This window comes from Streptomyces sp. Tu6071 (assembly GCF_000213055.1).
Lineage (GTDB): Bacteria > Actinomycetota > Actinomycetes > Streptomycetales > Streptomycetaceae > Streptomyces > Streptomyces evansiae.
Window position 1 is genome coordinate 6591059 of the sequence record NZ_CM001165.1, and the last position, 20196, is coordinate 6611254.

A 20196-nucleotide genomic window follows, 5' to 3' on the forward strand; every position below is an offset into this window, starting at 1 on the left:
TCACAGGAACGTACGGCCCTCGCCCCGGTATGTCGGCACCGTCTCCGCCACCGCGTCGCCCCGCACGAGGTGCAGCCGGTCGAAGCGCTCGCACAGCTCCCCCGCCTTCGCGTGCCTGAACCACACCCGGTCGCCGATGAGCAGGTCGTCGGCGACCGCGCCGAGCAGCGGCGTCTGCACCTCGCCGGGCCCCTCCTGCGGGTCGTACGAGAGCCCCTCGGGCAGGTACGGGACGGGCAGCCGGTCAGGCCCGGCCGCCCCCGAAGCCGGGTAGCCGCCGCCGAGCACCGTGACCACGCCGACGCCCGGACGGCGCACCACGGGCATCGCGAAGAGCGCCGCCGGACGGCCCGTGAACGACGTGTAGTTGTCGAAGAGGCGCGGCACGTACAGCCCCGAGCCCGCCGCGATCTCCGTCACCGCGTCCTCGGCCGCCGTGTGCTGCACGCTCCCCGTCCCGCCGCCGTTGACGAACTCCAGGCCGGGGGCGACCGCGCGCACCGCGCGCACCACCTCGGCCCGGCGCGCGGCCAGTTCGCGGCGCGCGGCGGCCTGCATGAGCCGTACGGCCCGCGAGCGCAGCGGACGCCCCGCCAGCTTGTCGCCCACGCCCGCCACATGACCCTCGTACGCCATGATCCCGACGAGCCGGAACCCCGGCGCGCGCGCCACCGCGCGCGCCATGTCGGCGACCCGCGCGGGCGAGTGCAGCGGCGAGCGGCGCGCGCCCACCCGTACCCGGCCGCCCAGCAGCCGCAGCGAGGTGTCCAGTTCGAGGCAGACCCGGATCTCCTCGGTGCCGCCCTCGCGGGCCGCGTCGATGAGCCGGAGCTGCGCCGGGTCGTCCACCATGACCGTCACGGCGGCGGCGAGCTTGGGATCGGCGGCGAGTTCGGCGTACGCGGGGCGGTCGGTGGACGGGTAGGCGAGCAGCACGTCCTCGAAGCCCTCGCGGGCCAGCCACAGCGACTCCGCGAGCGTGAACGACATGATCCCCGCGAACCCGGGCCGCGCGAGCACCCGTTCGAGCAGGGCGCGGCAGCGCACGGACTTGCTCGCGACCCGGATCGGCTTGCCCTGGGCGCGGCGCACGAGGTCGTCGGCGTTCGCGTCGAAGGCGTCCAGGTCGACGAGCGCGAGCGGCGCTTCGAGGTGTGCGGTGGCCCGGTCGTAGCGGGCCCGGTCGGCTGCGCGGGCGGTCATGGGCGCAGCCTGCCAGACCCCCCTACCGATGGGTAGAGGGAGGAAGCGAACCTACCGCGCCCCAGGGGATGTTCCGGGCCAAAGAGACGGCCCGCGCGCACCGGCCCCGGGGCGCTCCGGGACCCCGTAAAGTGACCGGCACCCGAGCCGCCGCGCCCGCCCGCCGCGCGGGCCCGGTCACGTCGGCGAGCGGAAGGACACGGGCAGCGCATGAGCACGGAAGCCCGGCCACTCCCGCCGACACCGGAACGCCCCCCGTCGCCGCCCGCCACCGCCCCCCGCGTCCCGCTGCCCCGCCTGCGTCCGCCGGGCACGGCGGGCGCGGAGAGGGGGAGCGGGGAGACGCCGGAGGCCGCCGCGGCAGAGGGCCGCGAGCGGGAGGCTCCGCGAACGGGCGGGACCACCCTGCGGGAGCGGGACGGGGCCGGAGCGCGGGAGCGGGATGGCGCCGGGGTGCGGGAACGCGACGGCGCGATGGTGCGGGAGCCGGGTGGCGCGGGCGTGCGGGGGCGGGGCGGTGCGGGGGTACGGGAGGGCGCCGGGGCCGACGCGCCGGGCCGCATACCCCCGTATCCCAGGCACCGCCCGCACGTGACCGGTACGCCGGGCGTCGCGCCGCCGCCCCCGAGCCCCGCGCCGCCCCCGGCACCGCTCCCGTCCCCGGGCCCCCCGCCGCCGTCGCGGCCCCCGCGCCCCGCGCAGCCCCTCGCGACCGAGCCCCTGGCCCCGCCCCCGCCCCCGCCCCCGCCCCCGCTCCCGCTCCCCGCTCCCGGCGACCTCCTCGCGTCGCCCGGGACCGTCCCCGGGCGCCTCGCGGTGCCGCGCCGCTCGCGGGTCTCGGCCGCCGTCTGCCTCGTCCTCGGGCTCGGGCTCGTCGGCGGGGCCGTGGCGGGGGGCGTGCTCGCGGAGGGGGCGGAGCCCGCCGTGCCGACGCGCTACGAGGCCGCCGCCGGACTGTGGCACAGCGTCCCCGTCGACACGCTCTTCCCGCCCGTCGTCCACGGCGAGGGGGCGGGACCCGGGGGCGCGGACCGGACCTGGACGCGTGTAGCCGTCGCCCCCGACAGCGGTTGCGCGCACGCCTTCGACCCGCTGCTGCGCCAGGCCCTCGCCCCCGTCGGCTGCCTGCGGCTGCTGCGCGCCACGTACACCGACGCGACCCGCAGTCACCTCACCACCGTGGGGCTCCTCTTCACCCGCACCGACCCCGCCGGGATGACCGCGCTGCGCTCCCGCTTCCGCACCGAGCACCTGGACGCGCGCACCGATCTGCTGCCCCTTCCCTACGGGCCGAAGGGCACGCCCGCCGAGGGCTTCGGCGCGCCGCAGCGCGTGAGCTGGAGCCTCGCGGTGCGCGCGGACCTGCCCGTCGTGGTCTGGGCCGTCTCCGGTTTCGCCGACGGACGGTCCTTCACGACCCCGGTCCCCGCCGCGCGCGCGACGCGCGAGGGCGAGGAGAGCACCGTCGCCCTCTCCGGGCTCGGCCACGACGCCGCCGCGCTCGCGGCCCGTACCGACCGCGCCCTCACGAAGGCCGCCGGTGCCGTCCACCCCACCGAGGAGCCCCCCAGGTGAGAGCGCCGCGCACTCTGCTCGTCGGGGCCACGGGCCTCGCCCTCGTCCTGCTGCCCGCCCACAGCGCGGCGGCCGACGGCATCCGCGCGCAACAGTGGGGGCTCGGCGCGGTGCGGGCGGAGAGCGCCTGGACCACGACGAAGGGGAGGGGCGCCACCGTCGCCGTGCTCGACACGGGCGTCGACGCCGACCACCCGGACCTCGCGGGGAACGTGCTGCCCGGCAAGGACCTCGTCGGCTTCGGCGCGCACGCGGGCCAGGAGCACTGGGCCGAGCACGGCAGCGCGATGGCCGGGATCATCGCCGCGCACGGGCACGGCCCCGGCGCGGCGGACGGCGTCATGGGCATCGCGCCCGAGGCGAAGATCCTGCCCGTGCGGGTCATCCTGGAGGACGAGGACCCGCAGCGCCCCCGCGCCGGGCGCACCCGGGGCGAAGCGCTCGCCGAGGGCATCCGCTGGGCCGCCGACCACGGCGCCGACGTCATCAACCTCTCGCTCGGCGACGACAGCACCGAGGCCCGCCCGCAGCCCGCGCAGGACGCGGCCGTGCGCTACGCGCTCGGCAAGAACGTCGTCGTGGTCGCCTCGGCGGGCAACGACGGCGAGAAGGGCGACCACGTCTCCTACCCGGCGGCCTACCCCGGCGTCATCGCGGTCACGGCCGTCGACCGCTACGGCGAGCACGCGCGCTTCTCGACGCGCCGCTGGTACGCGACCGTCGCCGCCCCCGGCGACGACATCGTGACCCTCAACCCCGACCTGCGCTACTACGAGGGCTGGGGCACGAGCGCCGCCGCCGCCTTCGTCTCCGGGACGGCCGCCCTCCTGCGCGCCGCGCACCCCGGCCTGGCATCCGACCGCGTGCGCGCCCTGCTCGCACAGACCGCGAGCGCACGCCCGTCCGGCGGCCACGACGACGCGCGCGGCTTCGGCACGGTGGACGCGCGCGCGGCGCTCGCGGCAGCGGCGAAGGAGGACCCGGAACACCCGCGCACCACGACGGAACACGCGCGCTACTTCGGCAAGGGACCCGCCCCGCTCCCGCACGGCGGCGGCGGGACGCTCCCCTGGACGGTCCCGGCGGCAGCCACCGTCGGCGCGGTGTTCCTGGGCGCGGCGGCCCTGCTGTGGCGGCGCGGACGAGGGGCGCGGTAGCCGGGGGACTTGCCAAGATCATCCCGGGAGCCGAGGCTGGCGCCATGAAGAAATCGAACAGCAGTGCGCGGGATGTCAGCTCCAGACCCGCCCTCTCGCGCCGCGCCGTCCTCGGCGGTCTCACCGTCGCCGCCCCGCTCGCGGGCGCGGGCCTGCTGAACCTCGCCTCCGCCGCCCCGGCTGTCGCAGCCGACGACGCCTACCCCTCCAACACCGCGCTCTACGCCGACCCGGCGGTGACCGAGGGCGTCGACTACGCCCGCCGCTACCGCAGGCACGCCCTCGACGACCAGGACCTCGCCACCGGGGGCGGCTTCACGCGGAGCGTGATCCTCGCGCCGCACGGCGGCGGTATCGAGGTGGGCACCTCCGAGCTGTGCCTCGCCATCGCCGGTTACCACCCGGACGGGCTCGCGCCCACGCCCCCCGAGGGTCCCCGGCACGACTTCTGGATGTTCGAGGGCCTGCGCTCCAGCGACAACGGCGCCCTCCACGTCACCGCGACCCACTGCGACGACACCGTCGCCCGCTCGCTCGCGGCGTCGGGCTTCAACGCGCTCGCCCTGCACGGCTGCACCGCCGCGCAGACCGGCCTCGGCAGCGGTGTCGCCGCCGTGCTCGTGGGCGGACGCGACGCGAGCCTCAAGAAAGCCCTCCTGCGGAACTTCGCCGCCGCCGGGATCACCGCGGCGGACGCGGCCGACAAGCCCGACCTCGCGGGCGTCTCGCCGGACAACATCGCCAACCGCACGCTGCGCGGCGAGGGCGCCCAGCTGGAGATCACCACCGAACTGCGCGCCGCGATGTTCGAGGTCAACACGCGCGCGGGCCGGAAGAAGTCGACCACGCCGCTCTTCTGGGACTTCACGGCCGCGACCCGCGCCGCCCTCGCCACGATCGAGGCGGCACAGCCGGTGCTGTGAGGGGTGCCGGGGGCCGGACCCGCCCGGTGGGCCGGGGTGCCGGGGTGCCGGGCCCGTCCGGTGGGGCGGGGACCGGGGCCGGAAGGCTCCGGCTGGTCCGGCGGCCGGGGGCGGGGCGACCCGGGCCGGCCGGTCCGGGCGGCAGCGGCGCGCGCCGCCTCGGTAGGGTCGTCGCGTGGCGAACAAGAACATCCCTGATTCCGGCTTCGGCGACGACGACGGCTCGGCCGATCCCGCGCTCGGCGCGGCGCTCGCGGCCTGGGCCGAGGACCGCACGGCGACCGGGCCCGTGCTCGCCGCGCTGCGCGGGGCCCGGCTCCTGGTGCCCGTCGTCGCCGTGCTCGGGGAGACCGAGGAGGCGCCGGACGGGCTCAAGCGCGAGAAGAACAGCGAGATGGCGGTGCCCACGCTCAAGGCCGGGGACCGCACCGCGCTGCCCGCGTTCACGTCCACGGCGAGCCTCGCCCTGTGGGACCCGACGGCCCGCCCCGTCGCCGTACCACTCCACCAGGCGCTCCAGGCCGTCGCGCACGAGGGGGCCGACACACTCGTCCTCGACCTCGCCGGGCCCGTCCCCTTCGAGGTGAGCGGCGGCGCCCTCCGCGCGCTCGCCGAGGGCAGGGACAGCGCGGCCCCGCTCGCGGACCCGGCCGTCACGGAGGCGGTACGGGACACCCTCGCCGCCGAGCCCGCGGTGCTCCGGGCCCACCTGCTCCCCTCCCGCGCGGCGGACGGCACGCTCGCGCTCGTCCTGGCCGAGGGGGCGGAGGCGGAACCGGCCGCACGCGCGGTCGCCGGGACCCTGGCCGCCCACCCGGTCCTCCGCGAGCGCCTGGAGCGCGGCCTCGAACTGGCCCTGCTCCCGCCGGGCACGACGATGCCGGGACAGCCGCTCTTCATCAGGTGAGGGGCGGGCGGGGAAGGGCGCGAGGTCTTCGGGCCGGGGCAGCCCCCAGCCTCCGGGGGCGAATCCGAGCCCCCTCCCCGCCGCTGAGAGCCCGGCCGACCCGCCCGGGCCCCCGCCCCGCGACGCCCTCAGCCGAAAACCGCCCCCGTGTACTTCTCGCCCGGCCCCTGGCCCGGCTCGTCCGGGACGATGCTGGCCTCGCGGAAGGCGAGCTGGAGGGACTTGAGGCCGTCGCGCAGCGGGGCCGCGTGGAAGGAGCTGATCTCGGTGCCGCCCGCGTCGAGGAGCCCCGCGAGCGCGTGGATCAGCTTCCGGGCCTCGTCGAGGTCCTTGTGCGCCTCGCCGTCCTCGGCGAGCCCGAGCTTCACCGCCGCCGCGCTCATCAGGTGCACCCCGACGGTGGTGATCACCTCGACGGCGGGCACCTCCGCGATGTCCCGGGTGACGTCGTCGTAGTCGGCTGCGGGCGTCGCTTCGCTCATCGCGGGGCGCTTCCTTCGGTTGCGTACAGTGGGCAGGGCGGCACAGCGCCCGCGTACCCTCCCGCGGGCCGGGCGCCCGCGAGCCCCGTCAGCCTAGTGGCCGCCCCCTCGGCGGCCCCGGGCCCCGTGCCCCGCCCGCACGCGGGGGCTCTGGCCCCGTACGCCCTGGTATGCTGGAGGGACGACCGGCCGGAGTGTGTCAGTGGTGCCCGCGAGGGAGCCCGAGACTCCGGCCACAAGTGGAGGCTCCGCACTCCCACCTGATCGCCCGCACGGGCGGCGGGTCACCGGTCAGACGGCACCGCACCCGAGGCGGTGGACGTCCGAAGTCGCGCCCCGCGAACACGCGGCGGTGCTCCGGTCAGTACAGGAGCCCCGCTCGTGATCGTCCGGGGCATTTTTCATGTTCCGGCGCGGTTGGTCTCAGAAGAAGCAAGAGATGTGCGGCTGTCTGCCAGGCGGCCGTGCGGTGCTACCGAGGAGGATCCATCAGCGCCGAGCCCCGCATCGCCGAGCCCCGTATCAACGACCGGATTCGTGTTCCCGAGGTACGACTCGTCGGCCCCAGTGGTGAGCAGGTGGGCATCGTCCCGCTCGCGAAGGCCCTGGAGCTGGCGCAGGAGTACGACCTGGACCTGGTCGAGGTCGCGGCGAACGCCCGTCCGCCCGTGTGCAAGCTCATGGACTACGGGAAGTTCAAGTACGAGTCGGCCATGAAGGCCCGTGAGGCGCGCAAGAACCAGGCGCACACGGTCATCAAGGAGATGAAGCTCCGGCCGAAGATCGACCCGCACGACTACGACACCAAAAAGGGTCACGTCGTCCGGTTCCTCAAGCAGGGTGACAAGGTCAAGATCACGATCATGTTCCGTGGTCGCGAGCAGTCCAGGCCGGAGCTCGGCCGCCGGCTGCTCCAGCGTCTCGCGGACGACGTCCAGGACCTTGGCTTCATCGAGTCGAGCCCGAAGCAGGACGGCCGCAACATGATCATGGTTCTCGGCCCGCACAAGAAGAAGACCGAGGCGATGGCCGAGGCCCGCGAGGCCCAGGCGGCCCGCAAGGCCGAGCGGCAGGGGCGTGGCGCCTCGGCCGACGACCAGGACGAGGACCTCTCCGGCGCGGAAGAGACCGTCGAGGAGCACGCCGAGGCCTGATCCGGGACAGCCGTCCCGGTGACACGGATACACAACTGACGCCCCCGCGCGTCCGGTCCCTCCGGGGCCCGGCTGGGGGCGTCACCGACGAGGAGATAAACGGCGCCATGCCGAAGAACAAGTCGCACAGCGGTGCCAGCAAGCGCTTCAAGGTCACGGGCTCCGGCAAGGTGCTGCGCGAGCGGGCCGGCAAGCGCCACCTGCTGGAGCACAAGTCGTCCCGCCTGACGCGCCGCCTCACCGGCAACGCCGAGATGGCCCCGGGCGACGCCAAGAAGATCAAGAAGCTTCTCGGCAAGTGAGGCCGCGGCCCCCTCGCCGGGGGCCCGCAGCCCCGTACCGGGACCCAATCGAACCGGGCCGTGTGAACACCCCACGGCCCCGCTACAAGGAGTAATCAAGTGGCACGCGTCAAGCGGTCCGTCAACGCCCACAAGAAGCGCCGGGCGATCCTGGAGCAGGCCAGCGGCTACCGCGGGCAGCGCTCGCGCCTGTACCGCAAGGCGAAGGAGCAGGTCACCCACTCCCTCGTCTACAACTACAACGACCGCAAGAAGCGCAAGGGCGACTTCCGTCAGCTGTGGATCCAGCGCATCAACGCCGCTGCCCGCGCCAACGGCATCACCTACAACCGCTTCATCCAGGGTCTGAAGGCCGCCAACATCGAGGTGGACCGCAAGATCCTCGCCGAGCTGGCCGTGCACGACGCCGGTGCCTTCGCGGCCCTCGTCGAGGCCGCCCAGAAGGCGCTGCCCGAGGACGTCAACGCCCCGAAGGCCGCCGCCTGATCAGGGCCACCGCCCAGGCAGGCTCCGCGCGCCGCGTGTCGGCGCGCCGCTCCACCGGACCCGCAGGCCCGCGACGGCCTGCGGGTTCCGTGTGTTCCGGCGGCGCCCCGCGGCGCGCGTCCGCCCCGTCCCCGTACGCCCGTCCCCGTACGTCCCCGAGAGTGAGCACATGCCGGCCCCCGAGCTGACCTCCCTGCGCTCCCCCCGCGTCGTCGCCGCGCGACGGCTCGCGAAGCGGAGCTTCCGCGGCAAAGAGCGCCGCTTCCTGGCCGAGGGCCCGCAGGCCGTACGGGAGGCCGCGGGGCACCTCGTCGAGGTGTACGCGACCGAGGACGCCGCGCGCCGCCACCCCGAACTCCTCGACGACGCGCGCGCCAGGGGCGTCCCGGTGCTCAGCGCGAGTGAGGAGGTGCTCGCCGCGATGGCCGACACCGTGACCCCGCAGGGCGTCATCGGGCTGTGCCGCTTCCTCGACACCGGCTTCGCCGACGTCCTCGCCCAGCGTCCCCGCCTCGTCGCCGTCCTCGCGCACGTCCGCGATCCCGGCAACGCCGGTACGGTGCTGCGCTGCGCGGACGCCGCCGGCGCCGACGCCGTGATCCTCACCGACGCCTCGGTGGACGTCTACAACCCCAAGTGCGTGCGCGCCTCGGTCGGTTCGCTCTTCCACCTGCCCGTCGTCACCGGCGTGCCCGTCGAGGAGGCCGTCGCGGGGCTGCGCGGCATCGGGGTACGGGTCCTGGCCGCCGACGGCGCGGGCGCCGACGACCTCGACGACGAACTCGACCGCGGCACGATGGGCGGCCCCACCGCGTGGGTCTTCGGCAACGAGGCGTGGGGCCTGCCCGAGGAGACCCGCGCCCTCGCCGACGCGGTCGTCCGCGTCCCGCTGCACGGCAAGGCCGAGTCCCTCAACCTCGCGACGGCCGCCGCGGTCTGCCTCTACGCCTCGGCGCGCGCCCAGCGCGGGCGGACGGCTTAGGGGGGACGGGCACGGGCCCGGCCCGCACGCCCGTACGGCTCGGCCTCCCGTGCCGCCCCCGCCCCGATAGGGTGGCTCCTTCCAGCCCCTTCGGGGACCCGCGAGCGGTCGGGAAGGTGGGGTACGGGGATGGCGGACGGCGGTACGGAGGGCGGGGCCCGCGAGGTCGTGCCGGGGGAGTGGCGCGGGCGGGTACGGGGCCCGGCCGCCGGTGACGAGGTCGCGGCGCGCGGCGTCCCCGTGCCCCGCGAAGGGGACCCCGTCCGGCCCGACGACCTGCCGGACGGACTCGTCGTCGCGGACGCACGCGGCGTCGTGACGTGCTTCAACGCCGCGGCGGCGCGCATCACCGGGGTGCTTGCCGAGGCCGCGCTCGGGAGCCCGCTGGAGGACGTGCTGCCGCTCGAAGACCTCGACGGGCGGCGCTGGTGGCGGCTCACCGACCCGTACGGGGGCCTCGCCATCAGGACCCGGCAGCCGGAGAAGAACCTGCTCCTCCCCGGGGGCCGCGAGATCCTCGTCTCGGCCCAGTACGTGCGCCCGCGCCCGCGCGGGCCGCTGGTCCGGCTCGTCGTCTCGCTGCGCGACACCGGAGCGAGGCGCCGCACGGAGCGCGGTCACGCCGAGCTGATCGCGACCGTCGCGCACGAACTGCGCTCCCCGCTCACCTCCGTGAAGGGCTTCACGGCGACGCTCCTCGCCAAGTGGGAGAGGTTCAACGACGACCAGAAGCGGCTCATGCTGGAGACCGTCGACGCCGACGCCCATCGCGTCACGCGGCTCATCACGGAACTCCTCGACATCTCCCGCATCGACGCGGGCCGCATGGAGCTGCGGCGCCAGCCCGTGGACATCGCGGGCGCGGCGGCGCGGCACGTGCAGGCGCACATCGCGGCCGGCCGCTCCTGCGACCGCTTCGTCGTCACCGTGCGCCGCCCGCTGCCCGCGCTGTGGGCCGATCCCGACAAAGTCGACCAGGTCCTGAGCAACCTCCTGGAAAACGCGGTGCGCCACGGCGGCGGTACTGTCACCATCGACATCGCGCCCACGGCGGGCGGCGAGGGACCGGAAGGGACCGTGATCACGGTGAGCGACGAGGGGCAGGGCATCCCCGAGGAGTCGATGAACCGTGTCTTCACCCGCTTCTGGCGCGGCTCCAAGCGCGGCGGCACCGGTCTCGGCCTCTACATCGTGAAGGGCATCGTCGAGGTGCACGGCGGCTGGATCACGGTCGGCCGGGCCCCGCGCGGCGGCGCCCGCTTCCGATTTATGCTGCCCGTGGCGCTGCCGGCTCACCTCCAGTAGCGCGACGGGCCCCTCCCGCGCGAGGCCGCCCCGCCCCCGTACCCCCCTGTGACGTACGGCTCCGGGGCCGCCCACCCGCGCCGCCCCCCACCCTCCCCCCGGTAGACTCGGTCTTTGGCACGTCCGCGTCCCCTTTCGTGGACGAATCGTCCACAGACCGAGACGGGACCCTCAGCCACCCACGTCGGAAGCACGGGAAGAAATGTCGGCACCCAACAAGTCGTACGACCCAGTAGAGGTCGAGGCGCTGAAGCCGGACGAGATCGCGCGGATGCGGGACGAGGCGTTCGCCGCCTTCGCCGCCGCCGCCGACCTCGACCAGCTCGCCCAGGCCAAGACCGCCCACACCGGCGGCACCTCGCCGCTCGCCCTCGCCAACCGCGAGATCGGCGCCCTGCCCCCGCAGGCGAAGGCCGAGGCGGGCAAGCGGGTCGGCCAGGCCCGCGGCGCCGTGAACAAGGCGCTCGCGGCGCGGCAGGCCGAGCTGGAGGCCGAGCGGGACGCGCGTGTCCTCGTCGAGGAGACCGTCGACGTCACGCTCCCGTACGACCGCGTCCCCGCCGGAGCGCGCCACCCGCTGACCACGATGATGGAGCGCGTCGCTGACGTCTTCGTCGCGATGGGCTACGAGGTCGCCGAGGGCCCCGAGGCGGAGGCCGAGTGGTTCAACTTCGACGCGCTCAACTTCACCCCGGACCACCCCGCCCGGCAGATGCAGGACACCTTCTTCGTCCAGGGCCCGAAGGGCACCGAGGGCGACGAGTCCGGGGTCGTGCTGCGCACCCACACCTCGCCGGTCCAGGCCCGTTCGCTCCTGGAGCGCGGCGCGCCCGTCTACGTCGTCTGTCCGGGCCGCGTGTACCGCACCGATGAACTGGACGCCACGCACACCCCGGTCTTCCACCAGATCGAGCTGCTCGCCGTGGACGAGGGCCTGACGATGGCCGACCTCAAGGGCACGCTCGACCACATGGTCCGCTCGCTCTTCGGCCCCGACATGACGACGCGGCTGCGCCCCAACTACTTCCCCTTCACCGAGCCGTCCGCCGAGATGGACATGCTCTGCTACGTGTGCAAGGGCGAGTCGGTCGGGAACCCGGACCGCCCCTGCCGCACCTGCTCCAGCGAGGGCTGGATCGAGCTGGGCGGCTGCGGCATGGTCAACCCGAAGGTCCTCACGGCCTGCGGTGTCGACCCGGAGAAGTACAGCGGATTCGCGTTCGGTTTCGGTATCGAGCGGATGCTGATGTTCCGCCACAACGTCGAGGACATGCGAGACATGGTCGAGGGTGACGTCCGTTTCACCCGGCCGTTCGGGATGGAGATCTGATGCGGGTCCCGCTTTCCTGGCTGCGGGAGTACGTCGATCTCCCCGCCACCGAGACCGGTCGTGACGTGCAGGCCAAGCTGGTCTCCGCAGGGCTTGAGGTCGAGACCGTCGAGCAGCTCGGCGCCGGGCTCAAGGGCCCCCTGGTCGTCGGCCAGGTCCGCGCCATCGAGGAGCTGGAGGGCTTCAAGAAGCCCATCCGCTTCTGCCACGTGGACGTGGGCGACGCCAACGGGACGGGCGAGTTGCAGGAGATCGTCTGCGGCGCCCGCAACTTCGCCGTCGGCGACAAGGTCGTCGTGGTCCTGCCCGGTGCCGTCCTGCCCGGTGACTTCGCGATCGCCGCGCGCAAGACGTACGGCAAGACCTCCCACGGCATGATCTGCTCCGCCGACGAGCTGGGGATGGGGGATGACGGGACGCACGGGATCATCGTGCTGCCGCCCCAGTACGAGGTCGGCACCGACGCGATCGAGCTGCTCGAACTCGTCGACGAGGTCCTCGACATCGCCGTCACGCCCGACCGCGGCTACTGCCTCTCGATGCGCGGCATCGCCCGCGAGACCGCCATCGCCTACGGGCTCCCGCTGCGCGACCCGGCGCTCATCGACGTGCCGGGGCCCAACGCCCACGGCTACCCGGTCGAGATCGCCGACCCCTTCGGCTGTGACCGCTTCACGGCTCGTACGGTCGCGGGGCTCGACCCCGAGGCCCGTACCCCGATCTGGATGGCCCGCCGCATCCAGAAGGCCGGGATGCGGCCCGTCTCGCTCACCGTCGACATCACCAACTACGTGATGCTGGAGCTGGGCCAGCCGCTGCACGCCTACGACCGCTCGCAGGTCCGCGGCCCGATCGGCGTGCGCCGCGCGCGGGCAGGCGAGACGCTCAAGACGCTCGACGGGCAGAACCGGAAGCTCGACGCAGAGGACCTCGTCATCACCGACGAGCGCGGGCCCATCGGGCTCGCCGGGGTCATGGGCGGCGCGGAGACCGAGATCGCGGACCACGGCGCCGAACTCGGCACCACCGAGGTCGTCGTCGAGGCCGCGCACTTCGACCAGATCACCATCGCCCGCGCCTCGCGCCGCCACAAGCTCGCCTCCGAGGCGTCCCGGCGCTTCGAGCGCGGCGTCGACCCGGAGGCCGCCTCGGCCGCCGCGCAGCGCACCGTCGACCTCCTCGTGCTCCTCGCGGGCGGCACGGCCGACGCGGGCGTCACCGAGGTCATCGCGCCCTCCGCGCCGCGCACCGTGACGATGCCGGCCGGTCACCCCGACCGCGTCGCGGGTGTCGCGTACGGCCGCGAGATCGTCGTGCGGCGGCTCCAGCAGGTGGGCTGCGACGTGTACGGCCAGGACGAGCTGATCGTCACGGTCCCTTCGTGGCGGCCCGACCTCACCGCGCCCAACGACCTCGCCGAAGAGGTCATCCGCCTGGAGGGCTACGAGAACCTGCCCTCCACGCTGCCCAAGCCCCCCGCCGGGCGCGGCCTCACCGAGCGCCAGCGCTTCCACCGCCGTGTGGGCCGCGCGCTCGCCGGGCACGGCTACGTCGAGGCGCTCAGCTACCCGTTCATCGGGACCGACGCCTTCGACGCGCTCGGCCTCGCCGACGACGACCCGGCCCGCCGCGTCGTGCGCCTCGTCAACCCGCTCTCGGACGAGGAGCCCGCGCTGCGCACCACGCTGCTGCCGGGTCTGCTCGCTGCCCTGCGCCGCAACGAGGGCCGGGGCAGCCACGACCTCGCGCTCTTCGAGACGGGGCTCGTCTTCCACCCGCGCGCCGAGTCCGTCGTGCCCGAGCGGCTCCCCGTGGCCCACCGCCCCGAGGACACCCAGCTCGACGAGCTGAACACGGCCCTGCCCGAGCAGCCCCGGCACCTCGCCGTGGTGCTCGCCGGGGCCCGTGAGCGGTCCGGCTGGTGGGGCAAGGGCCGCCCGGCGGACTGGGCCGACGCCGTCGAGGCCGCGCGCACGGCGGCTGCCGAGGCGGGCGCGGACCTCGTGGTCCGCAAGGGCGCGTACGGGCCCTGGCATCCCGGGCGCTGCGCCGAACTCGTCGCCTTCGTGGACGGCGCCGAGCGCGTCATCGGGCACGCGGGCGAACTGCACCCGCGCGTCATCAAGGCGCTCGGCCTCCCGGCCCGTGCCTGCGCGACCGAACTCGACCTGGACGCCCTGGAGCGGGCGGGAGCCGGGGCCGTGCAGGCCCCGCGCATCTCGAACTACCCCGTGGCCACGCAGGACGTCGCGCTCGTCGTCCCGGCCGATGTCCCGGCCGCCGAGGTCGAGTCGGCGCTGCGCGAGGGCGCGGGCGAACTCCTGGAGTCGCTGCGCCTGTTCGACGTCTACACGGGCGACCAGCTCGCCGAGGGCCACAAGTCCCTCGCCTACGCGCTGCGCTTCCGCGCCGCCGACCGCACCCTGACCGTCGAGGAGGCCACGGCCGCGCGCGACGCGGCGGTGGCGCTCGCGGCGGAGCACACGGGGGCGGTGCTGCGCGGGGTGTGACCCCTCGTCGGGGAGCCCGGCTCCCCGTACCGGCGTGATCGGCCGGGTCCTGTCGTGACGACGGGGCCCGGCCGATGTGCGTGCGGGTCCGGGTGACGGTCGCGTGAGGGGTCGGTGTGCCGGTGCGTGTGCCGGTCCGCGTGGAGAGTCGACGTACGGGGGTGAAGGGCACGGGGGAGGGGGCGTGCCACTCGTTCCGGTGAACCCCGCACACGCTTTCCGGTGAACCCGCGAACACGCGCACGCGGGACGGGGGAGGCCCGTAGCCCGCGGAGACAGCCACGCGCGCCGTTCCTCGCGCACGGACCCGAAACCCCTCCGGCCAGGGGGGGGAGAGGCCGGAGGGGCCGGGCGGCTGGGGCGCCGCCCGCCGGGCCGGAGCCTCAAGCGGCTGCGGCAGGCGGGACGGCGCCGGTGGGGACGCCGTACTTGTCGAGGGGGGAGCCCGGCGTCCGCGAGACACAGTCAAGCGCCCCCGCGCGCCCCGCGAAAGCGCGCGCGGCGCTCCGGTGCGTGCGCTCCTTTCACACCCCGTGTGAATCCCGCTCCCTTACGCTGTGCCACAACGGGTGTTCGTTCGCTCACCCGCAGCGATGACCGCGCCCCAGTTCACCCGGAGACAGCATGGAGCCCAACTCCCTCCTCGACGCGATCCTCGACGAGGCCGCGATCTCGCACGCCGGTCTCGCCGCCCACGTCAACCGGGCGGGCGCCGCCCGCGGCCTGACCCTGCGCTACGAGCACACCGCCGTCTCGCGCTGGCTGCGCGGCCAGCGCCCGCGCGGGCAGGTCCCCGACCTCATCTGCGAAGTCCTCTCGCGCCGCCTCGCCCGCCCCGTCACCCTCGACGACATCGGCCTCGGCATCCCGGGCGAGCCCGCCGCGGCACGACCGGGCTCCCTCTCCGGCTTCGTCGAGCGCGCCACCGCGCTGTGGCGCTCCGACCAGCAGCAGCGGCCCCACGTCCTCGGCGCCCCCGCCGTCACGGGCACCCCCGCGATCGTCCCCGTGTGGGAGTGGGAGAACCCGCCGGAGGACACCGACGTCTCGCGCGGCGGCCCGCGCCGTGTCTCGGGCGCCGACATCGAGATGCTGCGCGCGGCCCGCGCCCACTACGAGCAGCTCTACCGCAAGGCGGGCGGCGTCGTCATCCGCCCCCGCGTCGTCTCCTTCCTCAACGCCGAGGCCGCACCGCTCCTGCGCGGCAGCTACGGCGACGACACGGGGCGCGCCCTGCACCGCGCGACGGGCGCGCTCGTCGCCGTCGCCGGGATCTGCGCGTACGACGCCGACGCGCACGGCCTCGCCCAGCGCTACTTCCACCAGGCGCTCCGGCTCGCCAAGGCGAGCGGGGACCGGGCCTTCGGCGCGTACGTCATCGCCCTCCTCGTCAACCAGTCGCTCCATCTCGCCGCCCACCGGCAGGCCGTCGCCTTCGCCGAGGCGGCGCTGCGCGCGGCCGGGCGCGCGGTGTCCCCCGCGCTCGCCTCGGACCTGCACGCGATGCAGGCGAAGGCGTACGCGCACCTCGGCGACGCGGGCGGCGCGCTCGACTGCATCCGGCGCGCGGAGACCGCCGCCGAGCGCATCCGCCGCGGCCACGAGCCCGACGAGACGGGCTACGTGCAGCCGGGGCTCGTCAACGTCCAGGTCGCCGAGGCCCTGTTGAGCCTCGGCGACCTGCGCGGAGCGCGCGAGCACGCGCGGGCGGCCGTGGCCAGCCCGGCGCACGACAGGGGCCGCGTGCACCGCCTCGCGATGCTCAGCCACATCGCGCTGCGGCAGGGCGAGACGGACGGGGCCGTCGAGGCGGCGGTCGAGATGGCCGAGCGGGCCACGGGCATGGAGTCGAGGCGGCTGCGGGAGCGCCTGCGCGCGGTGCGCGAACACCTGGTGCGCACCGGGGGCAGCGGCACCGGGCAGGCGGCCGAACTCATCGACCGGGCGCTGCGGGTGCCGGTGTGAGCCTCGGTGACCGGCGGCGGGCGGTGGCGCGGCGGCGGGTGGTGCGCCGGGGTGTGCCCGCCGGACGCCCCGGGTGCGCCGCCCGCCGTGCTCCGGTGAGCGGCCAAGGCGCCTGCCCCGCGCGCGGCGGGGGCTGCGATAGTGCCACCTCCTCATGAAAGGTGGCAGAAACGTGCGTTGGACGAAACAGAGCGAACAATTCGTGTACGGAAACCGCTGGTTTCGCGTGCACCTCGCCGATGTGGAGTTGCCGGACGGACGCCATCTCGACCACTTCCTGATCCGGCAGCGCCCGGTGGCCGCGGCGACCGTCGTCAACGCGGCCGAGGAAGTGCTCCTGTTGTGGCGCCACCGCTTCATCACCGACACGTGGGGCTGGGAGTTGCCCGCGGGAGTCGTCGAGGAGGGGGAGGACCCGGAGCGGGCCGCCGCGCGGGAGCTGGAGGAGGAGTCGGGCTGGCGGCCGGGCCCCCTCCAGCACCTGCTGAGCACCGAGCCGTCGAACGGGCTCAGCGACGCGGTCCACCACGTCTACTGGGGCGAGAGCGCCGAGTGGACGGGCGAGCCGGTCGACGCTTTCGAGTCCTCGCGCCGCGAGTGGGTGCCGCTCAAGCTCGTGCCGGACCTCGTGAGCCAGGGCCAGGTCCCGGCGGCCACGATGGCGGCGGCGCTGCTCCTGCTGCACCGGATGCGGGAGGAGTGACGGGCGGGAGCCGGGGTGGAGGCGGTGCGGGCGGCCGGTAGGGGCGCTGGGGCGGCCCTCGCCCCGTACCGGCCGTGCACCCCCCGGGGTCGCCTCAGACGACCCGCGCGGGCTCCTCGTCAAGGTCCGAGACGTCCAGGACGAAGCGGTAGCGCACGTCGCCGCGCTCCAGGCGTTCCAGGACCTCGTTCACCCGGGCGGAGGGCAGCACCTCGACGTCCGCCGTGATGCCGTGCGTGCCGCAGAACTCCAGCATCCTGGCCGTCTCGGCGAGGCCGCCCGTGGCCGAGGAGCTGAGCTTCTTGGCGCCGAGCAGGAGGCCCATGAGCTGGACCGGGGCCTCGCCGAAGAAGCCGAGCACGCTGAGTGTGCCGTCCACGGCGACCGTCGAGAGCATCAGGTTGAGGTCGTGCGGGGCCGAGATCGTGTCGAGCACGAGGTCGAAGCGCCCGCGCGCGCCCGCCATCGCCCCCTCGTCGCTCGTCACGAGCAGCGCGCGGGCGCCGAGCCCCGTGGCGTCGGCGGCCTTGTCCGGCGTCCGGCTCAGGACGGTGACCTCGGCGCCGAGCGCGACGGCGAGCTTCACTGCCAGGTGCCCGAGGCCACCGAGACCGGCCACGGCGACCTTGCTCCCCGGGCCGATGCCGGCCGCGCGCAGCGGCTCCCACACCGTGATCCCCGCGCACATCAGCGGCGCCGCCGCAGCCGGGTCGAGCCCGGCCGGGAGATGGTGGGCGAACTTCTCGCGCAGCACGTACTCGCGGCTGTACCCGCCGTGCGTCGGCAGGCCGTCCACGCGGTCGACCGCGCCGTACGTGACGGTCGGGAACTCCGCGCAGTAGTTCTCGCGTCCGGCCAGGCACATCGGGCAGGTCCCGCAGGAGTCGACGATCGTGCCGATCGCGACCTTGTCGCCGGGGGCGAAGCCGGTCACGTCCGCGCCGGTTTCGGTGACCGTGCCGACGAACTCGTGACCGGGGACGAGCGGGCCCGTGCGCCGCCCGGCGACGTCGTTGATCTGGTGCAGGTCGCTGTGGCAGACCCCGCAGTACTCGACGCGCACGGCGAGGTCGTCGGCGCGCAGCTCGCGCCGCTCGATCGTGACGCGCTCCAGGGCGGGGGCGCCGAGGGGGTGCTGCCAGGCAGGGGTGGAACGCATGGGGCAACTCCAGAGACAGACTGTTCGGTCTGTTTCAGCGTAGGCGCTCCGGCGGCAAAAGCAAACCAACTGTTCTGTTTGCTACCGTGACCCCATGCCCGAGCTGCCCAGTACGCCGCGCGGCGCCGCCACCAGGCGCCGCATCCTCGACGCGGCGACCGAGGAATTCGCCCTGCGCGGCATCGCCGGGGCCAGGATCGAGCGGATCATCTCCGCCGCGCACACCAACAAGGCGCAGCTCTACGGGTACTTCGGCAACAAGGACGGGCTCTTCGCCGCAGTGATCGCCGACCGTACGAGCGACATCACCGCGAGCATCCCGTTCGACGCCGACGACCTGCCGGGCTGGGCGGTCGGGATCTACGAGCAGAACCTGTTGCGCCCCGATCTCGTCCGGCTCATCGCCTGGACCCGTCTGGAACGGCGCTCCGGCGGCCTGTTGCTCGACGACCCGGAGCACGGCACGAAGCTCGCCGCCCTCGCGCGCGCCCAGGAGGAGGGGCGGCTGCGGGCGGGGGAGCCCTATGACATCCTCGCCCTCGTCATCGCGATGGCCTGCGCCTGGTCGCCGGTGAGCAACGTGTGGGCGGCGACGGGGGACGAGCCGGAGGGCGAGCACGAGCGACGGAAGGCGTTCCTGCGCGAGGCCGTGGCGCGGGCGGTGGCACCGTAGCCCCGTAGTGCCACTGTGAGGGCGGACGGCTCGGTCGGCTCGGTCGAGGTGACGGCCGGGGCCGCGTCCCGGCCCGCTCCCGACTGCCAGTCCGCGTCCCGCCCCGCTCCCGCCCGGGGACTGCTCGCTCCGCCCCGCTTCCCAGTCGCCGCAAGCGTCTCGCGAGGTAAACCCCGTTTGGGCTATTTGGGACCAATGGAGTATTTGGCCCCGATACGCCCTCCCTCGGTTGCCGGAACGCGCCGATGCGCGCCGCATGGAAGGAGTGGCGCGCGTCTCTCGTGGAGGGGACCCCGGCCCCTCCGCCGCGCGCTCTCGCAGGAAGAGGGCACTCATGACTTCAGACGAGGGCTTCCTCAGCGTGGACCAGCTCGTGGGCCTGACCGCGTACGACCGGGACGGGGCCAAGGTCGGCAGCGTCGAGCAGGTCTATCGCGACGACCGCACCGGCCGCCCGGAGTGGGTGACGGTGAAGACCGGTCTGTTCGGGATGAAGGAGAGCTTCGTCCCGCTGGAAGGTGCGCGCTCGGACGCCGAGGGTCTGCACCTGGAACACGACAAGAACGCGATCAAGGACGCCCCCCGTCTCGACGCCGGGCAGCACCTGGACGCGGCCGGTGAGGAGGAGCTGTACGCCCACTACGGGATGACGGCGACCGGCAGCGGCATGTCCGGCGGGGGCGAGGGCAAGCAGGGGGCCGCCGCACCCGGCGGGATGGACACGGAGGACGAGTCCCTCGCCGGTACCGGCCAGCGGGACAAGGCGGGCACCACCTCCGCGGACCAGGCGGGGATGAGCGGGGCCGGCTCCGGTCTCGGCCCGGCCAACCCGAACGAGGCGACGGGTGAGAGCACCGAGCGTGAACTCGCGGGTGCCGGTGCCCGTAGCTCCTGGGACGGGGAACCCGGCGAGGAGATGATCCGCTCGGAGGAGCGCCTGCGGGTCGGTACGCAGGAGGAGGAATCCGGCCGGGCCCGGCTGCACAAGGTCGTGGTGACGGAGAACGTCACGACGACGATCCCGGTCAGTCACGAAGAGGCCAGGCTCGTGCGCGAACCGATCCGCGACGGCGATGCGGTGGACGCCTCCATCGGTGAGGAGAACGCCGAGGTCACCCTGCACGCGGAGCGCCCGGTCATCCGCAAGGAGGCCGTCGCCGTCGAGAGGGTCCACCTGGAGACGGAGCGCGTCACCGAGGAACAGGAGGTCAGCGACTCCGTCCGCAAGGAGCGCGTCGAGTACGACGACGGCGGGGCGGGCCCCGGACGCGGCGCGCCGCCCGAGGAGAGCTGACCGCGCGCCACGGTCGTAGCCCCGCAAGAGGGCTGAGACCCCGGTAGCGCGGAAGGCCCCCGGATGTCCTTTCAAGGGCGCCGGGG

18 protein-coding genes are annotated in these 20196 nt (G+C 74.7%); 15 read left to right on the forward strand and 3 right to left on the reverse strand.

The annotated features are described in order from the left end of the window. Positions 1 to 1203 (reverse strand): amino acid deaminase/aldolase, encoded by a 1203-nt coding sequence (locus STTU_RS27910; protein ID WP_007829073.1) that lies wholly within the window; start codon positions 1201 to 1203, stop codon positions 1 to 3. A 210-nt stretch (positions 1204 to 1413) separates the two neighbouring features. Here STTU_RS27910 and STTU_RS35710 point away from each other — a divergent pair, with 210 nt between their 5' ends. The 4 genes from STTU_RS35710 (at position 1414) to STTU_RS27930 (ending at position 5765) form a co-directional block, all read left to right on the forward strand. After that, positions 1414 to 2778, forward strand: coding sequence for a hypothetical protein (locus STTU_RS35710; RefSeq protein ID WP_007829075.1), 1365 nt, complete (start codon positions 1414 to 1416; stop codon positions 2776 to 2778). Further along, a complete protein-coding gene (mycP, locus tag STTU_RS27920; RefSeq protein WP_043256552.1) occupies positions 2775 to 3935 on the forward strand; it encodes a type VII secretion-associated serine protease mycosin in 1161 nt (386 codons plus the stop codon). Before STTU_RS35710 ends, mycP begins: the two co-directional genes overlap by 4 nt. Before the next feature lie 44 nt (positions 3936 to 3979). Next, positions 3980 to 4858, forward strand: coding sequence for a poly-gamma-glutamate hydrolase family protein (locus STTU_RS27925; RefSeq protein ID WP_007829079.1), 879 nt, complete (start codon positions 3980 to 3982; stop codon positions 4856 to 4858). A gap of 175 nt (positions 4859 to 5033) precedes the next feature. Then, positions 5034 to 5765, forward strand: coding sequence for an SseB family protein (locus STTU_RS27930; protein WP_007829081.1), 732 nt, complete (start codon positions 5034 to 5036; stop codon positions 5763 to 5765). Positions 5766 to 5893: 128 nt separating this feature from the next. Here STTU_RS27930 and STTU_RS27935 read toward each other — a convergent pair whose 3' ends face one another. Next, positions 5894 to 6247 (reverse strand): DUF1844 domain-containing protein, encoded by a 354-nt coding sequence (locus STTU_RS27935; protein WP_007829083.1) that lies wholly within the window; start codon positions 6245 to 6247, stop codon positions 5894 to 5896. Positions 6248 to 6711: 464 nt separating this feature from the next. Here STTU_RS27935 and infC point away from each other — a divergent pair, with 464 nt between their 5' ends. From infC to STTU_RS27980, 9 genes are all read left to right on the forward strand, one after another. Further along, on the forward strand, positions 6712 to 7401 hold the full coding sequence (gene infC, locus STTU_RS27940) for a translation initiation factor IF-3 (protein WP_007829085.1): 690 nt from the start codon (positions 6712 to 6714) through the stop codon (positions 7399 to 7401). A 107-nt stretch (positions 7402 to 7508) separates the two neighbouring features. Further along, positions 7509 to 7703 carry a 50S ribosomal protein L35 gene (rpmI, locus tag STTU_RS27945; RefSeq protein WP_007829094.1) on the forward strand — a complete coding sequence of 65 codons (195 nt, stop codon included), beginning with the start codon at positions 7509 to 7511 and terminating at the stop codon, positions 7701 to 7703. A 99-nt stretch (positions 7704 to 7802) separates the two neighbouring features. Beyond that, positions 7803 to 8189: a 50S ribosomal protein L20 gene (rplT, locus tag STTU_RS27950; RefSeq protein WP_008748864.1), complete on the forward strand. Its 387-nt coding sequence runs from the start codon at positions 7803 to 7805 to the stop codon at positions 8187 to 8189. Positions 8190 to 8358: 169 nt separating this feature from the next. After that, complete coding sequence (locus tag STTU_RS27955) at positions 8359 to 9171, forward strand: TrmH family RNA methyltransferase (RefSeq protein WP_043257803.1); 813 nt, start codon at positions 8359 to 8361, stop codon at positions 9169 to 9171. 129 nt (positions 9172 to 9300) lie between these two features. After that, positions 9301 to 10476 (forward strand): sensor histidine kinase, encoded by a 1176-nt coding sequence (locus tag STTU_RS27960; RefSeq protein ID WP_043256553.1) that lies wholly within the window; start codon positions 9301 to 9303, stop codon positions 10474 to 10476. 202 nt (positions 10477 to 10678) lie between these two features. After that, positions 10679 to 11806, forward strand: coding sequence for a phenylalanine--tRNA ligase subunit alpha (gene pheS, locus STTU_RS27965; RefSeq protein ID WP_007829098.1), 1128 nt, complete (start codon positions 10679 to 10681; stop codon positions 11804 to 11806). Further along, the gene (gene pheT, locus STTU_RS27970) at positions 11806 to 14316 is read left to right on the forward strand and encodes a phenylalanine--tRNA ligase subunit beta (protein WP_007829100.1); all 2511 of its coding nucleotides are present in this window, start codon (positions 11806 to 11808) and stop codon (positions 14314 to 14316) included. The genes pheS and pheT overlap by 1 nt, the downstream gene beginning before the upstream one ends. Before the next feature lie 624 nt (positions 14317 to 14940). Further along, complete coding sequence (locus STTU_RS27975; protein ID WP_007829102.1) at positions 14941 to 16281, forward strand: hypothetical protein; 1341 nt, start codon at positions 14941 to 14943, stop codon at positions 16279 to 16281. Positions 16282 to 16453: 172 nt separating this feature from the next. Next, entirely contained in the window at positions 16454 to 16984 is a 531-nt protein-coding gene (locus STTU_RS27980) for an NUDIX hydrolase (protein WP_043256554.1), read from the forward strand. Between the two features lie 94 nt (positions 16985 to 17078). On the opposite strand, the gene STTU_RS27985 is transcribed toward STTU_RS27980, so the two are convergent. Beyond that, positions 17079 to 18143 carry an NAD(P)-dependent alcohol dehydrogenase gene (locus STTU_RS27985; protein ID WP_007829106.1) on the reverse strand — a complete coding sequence of 355 codons (1065 nt, stop codon included), beginning with the start codon at positions 18141 to 18143 and terminating at the stop codon, positions 17079 to 17081. Positions 18144 to 18237: 94 nt separating this feature from the next. On the opposite strand from STTU_RS27985, the gene STTU_RS27990 reads away from it, so the two are divergent. Both STTU_RS27990 and STTU_RS27995 read left to right on the forward strand, forming a co-directional pair. Beyond that, the gene (locus tag STTU_RS27990) at positions 18238 to 18816 is read left to right on the forward strand and encodes a TetR/AcrR family transcriptional regulator (protein ID WP_007829108.1); all 579 of its coding nucleotides are present in this window, start codon (positions 18238 to 18240) and stop codon (positions 18814 to 18816) included. A 334-nt stretch (positions 18817 to 19150) separates the two neighbouring features. After that, on the forward strand, positions 19151 to 20110 hold the full coding sequence (locus tag STTU_RS27995; protein WP_007829110.1) for a PRC and DUF2382 domain-containing protein: 960 nt from the start codon (positions 19151 to 19153) through the stop codon (positions 20108 to 20110). Positions 20111 to 20196: the final 86 nt, after the last annotated feature.

Coding starts and splice junctions, on each gene's coding strand:
- STTU_RS27975 (WP_007829102.1), top strand. CDS start 14,941: ATGGAGCCCAACTCCCTCCTCGACGCGATCCTCGACGAGGCCGCGATC.
- STTU_RS27990 (WP_007829108.1), top strand. CDS start 18,238: ATGCCCGAGCTGCCCAGTACGCCGCGCGGCGCCGCCACCAGGCGCCGC.
- STTU_RS27925 (WP_007829079.1), top strand. CDS start 3,980: ATGAAGAAATCGAACAGCAGTGCGCGGGATGTCAGCTCCAGACCCGCC.
- STTU_RS27960 (WP_043256553.1), top strand. CDS start 9,301: ATGGCGGACGGCGGTACGGAGGGCGGGGCCCGCGAGGTCGTGCCGGGG.
- pheS (WP_007829098.1), top strand. CDS start 10,679: ATGTCGGCACCCAACAAGTCGTACGACCCAGTAGAGGTCGAGGCGCTG.
- pheT (WP_007829100.1), top strand. CDS start 11,806: ATGCGGGTCCCGCTTTCCTGGCTGCGGGAGTACGTCGATCTCCCCGCC.
- STTU_RS27995 (WP_007829110.1), top strand. CDS start 19,151: ATGACTTCAGACGAGGGCTTCCTCAGCGTGGACCAGCTCGTGGGCCTG.
- STTU_RS35710 (WP_007829075.1), top strand. CDS start 1,414: ATGAGCACGGAAGCCCGGCCACTCCCGCCGACACCGGAACGCCCCCCG.
- STTU_RS27910 (WP_007829073.1), bottom strand. CDS start 1,203: ATGACCGCCCGCGCAGCCGACCGGGCCCGCTACGACCGGGCCACCGCA.
- STTU_RS27985 (WP_007829106.1), bottom strand. CDS start 18,143: ATGCGTTCCACCCCTGCCTGGCAGCACCCCCTCGGCGCCCCCGCCCTG.
- rpmI (WP_007829094.1), top strand. CDS start 7,509: ATGCCGAAGAACAAGTCGCACAGCGGTGCCAGCAAGCGCTTCAAGGTC.
- STTU_RS27955 (WP_043257803.1), top strand. CDS start 8,359: ATGCCGGCCCCCGAGCTGACCTCCCTGCGCTCCCCCCGCGTCGTCGCC.
- STTU_RS27935 (WP_007829083.1), bottom strand. CDS start 6,247: ATGAGCGAAGCGACGCCCGCAGCCGACTACGACGACGTCACCCGGGAC.